This window comes from Alloprevotella sp. (assembly GCF_057240785.1).
This window is the reverse complement of record NZ_DBHHRH010000025.1, coordinates 1-7,500: the sequence shown is the minus strand read 5'-3', so window position 1 is coordinate 7,500 and position 7,500 is coordinate 1. Positions and strand designations below refer to the sequence as shown.

Below are 7,500 nucleotides of genomic sequence, written 5' to 3'. Positions count from 1 at the left end.
GGGACAAAATATTGTTCTGGAAGAAGCGGCCCTGGAGGGTTTGATTGTTCAGGTTTGACCAGTTATGTATATAAATTAAACAATGTACATATCACACGTTCTAGTCGCTCTCAGTTTACAGAAGGAACTCCTATTATGAGTATTAGTAATTTGCGTAAGGGAGACCTTGTTTTCTTTGGAGGTTCACGCGGTTCTAACTCAGTAGGGCACGTAGGCATAGTTACAGACGTGGCAGATAATGGACAAAGCTTTAAGTTTGTTCATGCAGCTAGGACAGGTGTGCAAGTAGATTCTTCTGACCAAGCTTATTATAGTAAACGTTATATGGGCGCTCGTCGAATTATTGATCAAAAATAAAAATACTACAATATTCAGTTTTGCCACTTTCACTATTGTGAGAGTGGCATTATTGTTTCATTAAAAAACAGTATCTTTGCATTGAAATTTAAATATAGGATATGTTTAGCATTCTTAGTATAACAACTCCCGAAGTCAATATTTCTCACATAGATCGTTTTCTTCAGCGACTGATAGAGATGGGAATAGGTGTGGGCAAAAACATACTAGCCGCTATCGTTGTCTATATTATTGGTCGCTGGATTGTAAAACTGCTTAATAAGCTTGTAGCCCGTTTTCTCCTTCGCAGCAAGGTAGAGCCTACGGTTCAAACTTTTTTGAAAAGCCTTACGAATATCCTGCTGACTATTTTGCTCATCGTGACAGTGGTTAGCACCTTAGGCGTGAATACCACGTCTTTTGCAGCTCTTTTAGCCTCTGCTGGTGTTGCTATCGGTATGGCTCTATCTGGCAATCTTCAAAATTTTGCAGGTGGTCTGATTATCCTTCTTTTCAAGCCCTATAAAGTTGGAGATACGATAGAAGCGCAAAACAACATAGGTACTGTTCGCGAGATACAGATATTCCATACTATCATCGAAACCGCAGATGGTCGCAGAGTCTATATTCCCAATGGCACGATGTCTACTACGCTTGTTATCAATAGCGATCAAACCGCTTTGCGCCGTGAGATATGGACGGTGGGAATTGAATATGGAAATGATGTAGAACATGCGCGCGATGTTATTATCAACTGTTTGAAGCAAGACCCAGCCATCTTAACAGAACCAAAGGACATACAGGGTAATGCGCTTGTTCCTTATTTTGTTGAAGTGGCCAATCTCAGTGCAAGCAGTGTAGAACTTACGGTGCGCGCCTACGTTAATCCCAGCGACTATTGGGACGTACATTTCCGTATGCAAGAAGCTTTTTATAAAGCCATCAATGAAGATCCAAAACTCAATATACCGTTTAACACTCAAACGCTTTATGTCGTCAATGACGATAAGGTTGCTACGAAAGGGGGTGACAAAATATAGTAAGAAAGAAAAACTATTCTAACTCAAACTATTAACGACCTTGCAAGGGCAAATAGCTGGAAATGTAAGAACAAACTCAAAAAATAAAAGGATTGTTTTGTTCTTCATTAAAAATGAACTACTTTTGCACCTCGCAAGAAGTATATCTCCCTCGCAATTATTAAATAACAAAATAAAAACAACGAAAAATGATCGTAGTACCCGTTAAAGAAGGCGAAAACATCGAACGCGCCCTCAAAAAATTCAAGAGAAAATTCGAAAGAACAGGTGTTGTTAAAGAGCTCCGCGCTCGTCAGCAGTACAACAAGCCCAGCGTACTGAAGCGTCTCGCAAAGGAGCACGCTGTTTACGTACAGCAGCTTCGTCGCGCAGAGGACTAATAAAGTTCTTTCGTTTGATAATAGCACAATGCGTTGCAGTCTTTTTTAGGCTGCAACGCATTTTTTGTGAGAAATAAAAATATTCCCTACATTTGCAACTGAGCTATATTCCTCATGGATTGTAGTAGAAAAAGGTATTCGCTAGCGATTTTTTTCAAATATATTATTCACTAATAGTTAGCCTATGAAAAGAAAACTTTTACACACATCGTTGGTAAGCCTCTTTCTTGCCCTTTGTATGGTAGGGAATCTGTCGGCACAAAGCTCTAAGGGCTTTCATTGGAATAAACCCCAGCCGAACCCCTTTGTTCATGCAGTTCAACCAAAGGCTTATGCGCTGTTGGCGGCTTCAAATAAGGCACCTGCAGAGACTGTACTGGAAGAAGACTTCTCCAAATGGACTGCTGGGACCGAAGCCGTGCCAGATGGGAAGCCCGTTTGTGGTTCTCACACCTCTTTCACCATCCCCGCTAAATATACCAAGATGAAAGGGTGGGTAGGCAATGAAGCCTATCAAGCCGGAGGTATCTGCTGTTTGCGTATGTTTGAGAATGGCGAACGCGCAGGATTTGTTAGCACTCCCGAGATGGAACTTTTTGGAGATGTGGTGCTAACTTTTCGCGCTCGTCGGTTGAACGCGAAAGATACGGAAGGAACGCTTTGGGTGGCCCTTTGTGATAACAACACAGGCCCAGAGGACAACTTCACGCTCCAACTAACCACTGAATGGCAGAATTTTGAAATCAAAACCAGCAAGGGTACTTTCAATGCCAACAATCTTTTCCAATTTCAAGCAGAGAAATGTGACATGCTTCTCGACGATATAAAAATCGTTCGTACGAAGACTAAAATTCTTGCACCTTCTGTTCTGAATCCCGTTAATCTTTCTTCCACATCCTTTGTAGCGAGATGGAAACCTACGAAGGATGCCAAGAGCTATCTGCTCAATGTCTACTATAAAGGAATGCCCGATGAGGTGATTCCTGAGACCACTGTGGTGGAAAACTTTGATGCGATAAGTTTTGATGAAACCACCCGAAAGATAAATCTAACCACTCCTAATTATCCACAAGGATGGGACATTGATGTTTCCTCCAAAGGCAAAAAGGATGTCTGTACAGATGCAGCCGATTTGCATTCTGGAAAGCTCTCTCTCAATTTTGATGAAGAGGGCGACTACATCATGACACCAGTTTCTCCAGCTCCTATCACGAAGGTCTCATTCTGGGTGAAACCAAGCAGTATGGAGACAGAACCCAATTTCTCTTACTCCATGGTGGGAGTGTCGGCTCTGATAGGCGGCAGCTGGACACCTATTGCCTACATTCCCAATAGTTGGATGCAGAAAGATGGAGGTTTCTATACTTTAGACCAAAACGCCTTGGGCGATAATGCCACTCAGATAAAGATAGAATACATTCAGAAGAATCTTCTCTCTTTTGCCATCGATGATGTGACATACACCTATAAAACTTTGCCCATTCCGAAACCTTTCATAACGGACAAGGAAGTAACAGATACATTCTGTGTGGTTTCAGGCATCCATCCAGAGTACGAATATTTCTATTCTGTCAAGGCGAAGGATGGCGACGTTCTCTCCGATCCCTCTAATGACGTTTGGGTCGACGGAATCGTAGGCGTCACCCCTATGCCGAAAGAACCAACAAACGTTTCTGCAACAAGCTATACGGCCAATTGGGAAGCTTTGTATCATGCAGATAAGTATCAGTTGAACACCTATCAGATAGTTCAGCCCAAGGAAGAGACTTCCGATGTGGTTGTTCTTCATGAAACTTTCAATCGGATAAACGAAGGCTCTGTCGAACAGCCATCTGTCACTTACGACCGTACGGCTTCTTTGGCACAACGCGGCGAGACCGATACCGATTGGATGCAGCAGTTGCCAGCGTGGGCGAAAGGGATGGCAGGTACGCAGGAAACGAACTATTATTTAGGGTTGGCAGGTCTTGTGGTATCGCCACGTTTGTCTTTGGATTGCAATAGCGGAATCTTCGAAGTAGATTTGAAAGCCTACAACACACATCCAGGAGATACGCTCTTTGTGCTTGTGATGAAAGAATATAGCGATCGTATAGCTTTGGATGCACGCGTGCTGCCGATGGGAACAACTCCAGGTTACACTACTGGAACTGTGAGCTTCGACAATCTAGTGACGGATTGGAATCAGCGTCGAAACATAAAACTCGCATTCATGAGTATGTACGGCAAACCCTTCTATCTTGACGAAGTCACTGTGCGGCAAACCGTAAAGGCAGGAGAGAAATTATATCGCCCCACAAAAACATTCTTCACAGACAAATGTTCTTATGAGGTTCGTGATTTAGAGCCTAACCACGATTATGCTTATAGTGTGATAGCCATGGCGAAGAAATACTCAGACTCCTATGTCTCTAATGCTTCTGACCTCAAAGATGTACACAACGCAACCACGGCAGTACAGATCATTGAGAATCCTATGCTACGTATAATTCCGTCGGAAGGAAGAATTGATGTTTATGCAGCAACTGCTGTCGATGTCCATATTTATGATATGCGCGGCAGTTTGGTGGGTAAAGCATCTTCCGCTTCTCCCTCTCATCATTCCTTCTCTCTCTTGCCCGGTCTTTATGTTGTGAAGGTAAACAATATAGCCGAAAAGGTCGTTGTGCGATAAGCCTATGGAAAGTATCATAATCGTGTGCTAGAAAAACTTTTATCCCCTCACTCCTCACCAGCGGAAGACTCTATAAGAGAGCATTCCGCTGGTTTTTTGGTCTTGTGTTGAAACGATGTGTGGAAGTAGATAGACCTATTAGAACTTATAAATTGTGTTTTTGAAACGTTTTAGAAAAGAGGCGAATAGAACTGAGCGTGAATATCCTTATTGCGTTTGAAAAAGCAATAAGCCTGTCAGTTAGCATCCTTATTGCGTCAGCTGACGCGCTTATTGTAGCGGAGCGCCCAATTATGATAGTAGAGAAGCTGAAGAATCTGACTTTTCTCCAACTGGTTTTTTGTTGTCACATCCTATAAATCATTGTCTATCAAATTATTTTCTCTGAGTGTGACGATGTGACAACAAAATGAGATATTTTATAGGGGAGGAGGAGCTTCTTCCGTGTATGCTCGCTTTTTACTAGTAAGAGCCATTTTTCTAAAATTAAGTGTTACTTTTAACGCTGAAAACATAATTCTCTATGGGCAAAAGCGTGACAACATATCTGATAGATGGTGACCCGAATGGTACTAAATATGCTTTTATTAGTAATAAGATTTGTCAGATGTATGTGATTCCTCGATCAAATCTCTCTATTTTAGCAGAACGTCGTGAACTGCAAACACCAGCTTTTTATATCTTGTTGGGAGAAGACGAACAAACAAAACCTAAAGCATATATTGGAGAAACAGAGAATTTTCGTGAGCGAGTGAAAGTTCATGATAGTAATAAGACATTTTGGCAAAAGGCTTTGTTGTTTATCTCTAAAGATGCTGCAATGACCAAGGCAGACGTTCAATTCTTAGAGTATCGAGCAATCGAAGAAGCAAAAGAAACGAGTTCTTTTGTGTTGGATGAAAACAAGCAAACGCCCAAAGCTCCGAACCTTCCAGAGTATAGACAAGATGATATGGAAGAATTCTTTGAAGATGTAAAGTTTCTCACGTCGTTTATAGGCTGCGGAATTTTTGAAACCATAAAAGTTAAAGAAGAACATCTCTTTTTTGTGAAAGGGCGTGGATGTGATGCAAGAGGTTTCTATCATAGTTCGGGGTTTACTATCTTGAAAGGAAGTAAAATTTCCAAAACTGCTACACCATCCATGCAATGGAAGGAGCGGCGGAGCGAAATGCTAAAAGAATATACCGAAGAGACCGAGGATGGGACTTTGGTTCTGAATTCTAACTTTAAGTTTACAAGCCCAAGTACTGCAGCTGCCTTTTGTCTGGGTAGGTCCGCAAATGGTTGGACGAGCTGGAAGGATAAAGATAATAATACTTTAGATTCCGTATATCGAAGCCACTAGAATGGGTACAGTAAGGACGTGGTACGAGGAGAACCAACATGTATTCCTTCTTCTATACGAATTAATATTTTCGCTGCAAAAATTTTGTGGTAATAGAATAATATCTTTATATTCGCAGATAGAAAGATATACAACTCAAAATGTCACTTGTAGAAAAGTTTTTGGACTATTTAGCCGCGGATAAAGGCTACTCTTTGCGGACGATAGAAGCATATCGCAACGCATTGGAACAGTTCGAGAACTTTTTTCGGAATGTCGATACAAATCTGGAGTGGGAAACGCTGGATTCCGACGTTATTCGAAACTGGGTGGTGGAGCGTTTGGAAAATGGCCTTTCAGAGCGTTCTATGAAACAGCATTTGAGTGCCGTCCGTTCTTTCTATCGCTTTCTGTTGCTGACTAAGGTGGTTGAAAAAGATCCTTCGCATCTCGTTCGTAATCCGAAAGTGGGAAAACAACTTCCTACGTTTCTGAAACAGAGCGAAATGGATCGGCTGCTTGATGAGGTGAATTTTACTCAAGATTTCGAGGGGCGTCGCGACCATCTGATTCTGCTCACATTTTATTCCACAGGCGTTCGTGTCAGTGAATTAGTAGGGCTAGAGCGGTCGGATGTTGATTTTTCGCAACGTCAGCTGAAGGTGACAGGAAAGAGGAATAAGCAACGCATCATCCCTTTTGGAGAAGAGTTGCTCCATGATATGAAACTCTATGAAGAAGAGTTGCAACCACTGACGGGGCAGAACAATGGTCCACTCTTTGTGGACAATAAAGGACAGCGTCTCAGTACGGCGCAAGTGCGCTGCATAGTGGAAAAATATCTGTCGAAGGTTACATTACAGAAAAAAAAGAGTCCGCACGTGTTGCGTCATACGTTTGCTACTGTTATGCTCAACAATGGAGCCGACTTAGAAGCCGTAAAGGAGCTTCTCGGTCACGAAAGTTTAGCGACAACAGAAATTTATACGCACACAACATTTGCCGAACTCAAAAAAGAATATGAAAATGCCCATCCTCGGGCTTAACTATTAAAAAAAGGAGGTTTTTATGGAAATCAAAGTTAAAGCTATCCATTTCAATGCTACAGACAAACTTCAAGACTTCATCGAGAAGAAAGTTGCAAAACTCGAAAAACTCGAAGAGAATATCACCAGTGTAGAAGTAACCCTAAATATTGTAAAGCCTGAAGCTGCTAGCAACAAGGAAACGGCTATCCATCTCTTTGTTCCAGGTGCAGAACTGCACGCTGAGAAAACTTGCGATACTTTTGAAGAAGGTGTAGATCTTTGTGTTGACATCCTCAAGCGTCAATTGGAAAAACAAAAAGAAAAGAAATCAGGCAAGTGAGGCTTTGTGAGATAAATAAAAAGTTATCTGCATGAAAAATTCTTTGAAAATGTTTTGCGGATAAAATTTAATCACTAACTTTGCAGCCGTTTCGGGAAAGGTCCTGACGACTGCAAAGTTTTCCATTTCTTAGAAACAAGGGCAAATACCAGAGTGGCCAAATGGGGCAGACTGTAAATCTGCTGGCTTACGCCTTCGGTGGTTCGAATCCATCTTTGCCCACCTAAGCTTATTAAGCTACTTGCGGAAATAGCTCAGTTGATAGAGCACTAGCCTTCCAAGCTGGGGGTCGCGGGTTTGAGCCCCGTTTTCCGCTCATTTTTGCGGAAATAGCTCAGTTGATAGAGCACTAGCCTTCCAAGCTGGGGGTCGCGG

7 protein-coding genes and 2 tRNA genes (1 of these 9 only partly in view) are annotated in these 7,500 nt (G+C 42.1%); all 9 read left to right on the top strand.

Annotated elements, in window-relative coordinates; genetic code table 11:
- Nucleotides 1-357 carry the 3' portion of a C40 family peptidase gene (locus tag ACO4R2_RS05720; protein ID WP_484769521.1) on the top strand. 171 nt of this gene lie to the left of the window's left edge, so only the last 357 of its 528 coding nucleotides appear in the window; its start codon lies beyond the left edge, outside the window; the stop codon is at nt 355-357.
- A gap of 101 nt (nt 358-458) precedes the next feature.
- On the top strand, nt 459-1,376 hold the full coding sequence (locus ACO4R2_RS05715; RefSeq protein ID WP_484769520.1) for a mechanosensitive ion channel family protein: 918 nt from the start codon (nt 459-461) through the stop codon (nt 1,374-1,376).
- A gap of 188 nt (nt 1,377-1,564) precedes the next feature.
- Nucleotides 1,565-1,756 carry a 30S ribosomal protein S21 gene (rpsU, locus tag ACO4R2_RS05710; RefSeq protein WP_009348375.1) on the top strand — a complete coding sequence of 64 codons (192 nt, stop codon included), beginning with the start codon at nt 1,565-1,567 and terminating at the stop codon, nt 1,754-1,756.
- A gap of 184 nt (nt 1,757-1,940) precedes the next feature.
- Complete coding sequence (locus tag ACO4R2_RS05705) at nt 1,941-4,430, top strand: T9SS C-terminal target domain-containing protein (RefSeq protein ID WP_484769519.1); 2,490 nt, start codon at nt 1,941-1,943, stop codon at nt 4,428-4,430.
- Between the two features lie 523 nt (nt 4,431-4,953).
- Entirely contained in the window at nt 4,954-5,778 is an 825-nt protein-coding gene (locus tag ACO4R2_RS05700; protein WP_484769518.1) for a GIY-YIG nuclease family protein, read from the top strand.
- 140 nt (nt 5,779-5,918) lie between these two features.
- Nucleotides 5,919-6,803: a site-specific tyrosine recombinase/integron integrase gene (gene xerA, locus ACO4R2_RS05695; protein ID WP_347720149.1), complete on the top strand. Its 885-nt coding sequence runs from the start codon at nt 5,919-5,921 to the stop codon at nt 6,801-6,803.
- A gap of 22 nt (nt 6,804-6,825) precedes the next feature.
- Entirely contained in the window at nt 6,826-7,125 is a 300-nt protein-coding gene (hpf, locus tag ACO4R2_RS05690; protein ID WP_484769517.1) for a ribosome hibernation-promoting factor, HPF/YfiA family, read from the top strand.
- A gap of 139 nt (nt 7,126-7,264) precedes the next feature.
- Nucleotides 7,265-7,347, top strand: a tRNA-Tyr gene (locus tag ACO4R2_RS05685).
- A gap of 21 nt (nt 7,348-7,368) precedes the next feature.
- Nucleotides 7,369-7,441: transfer RNA gene (locus ACO4R2_RS05680), tRNA-Gly, on the top strand.
- The last annotated feature ends 59 nt before the right edge of the window (nt 7,442-7,500 follow it).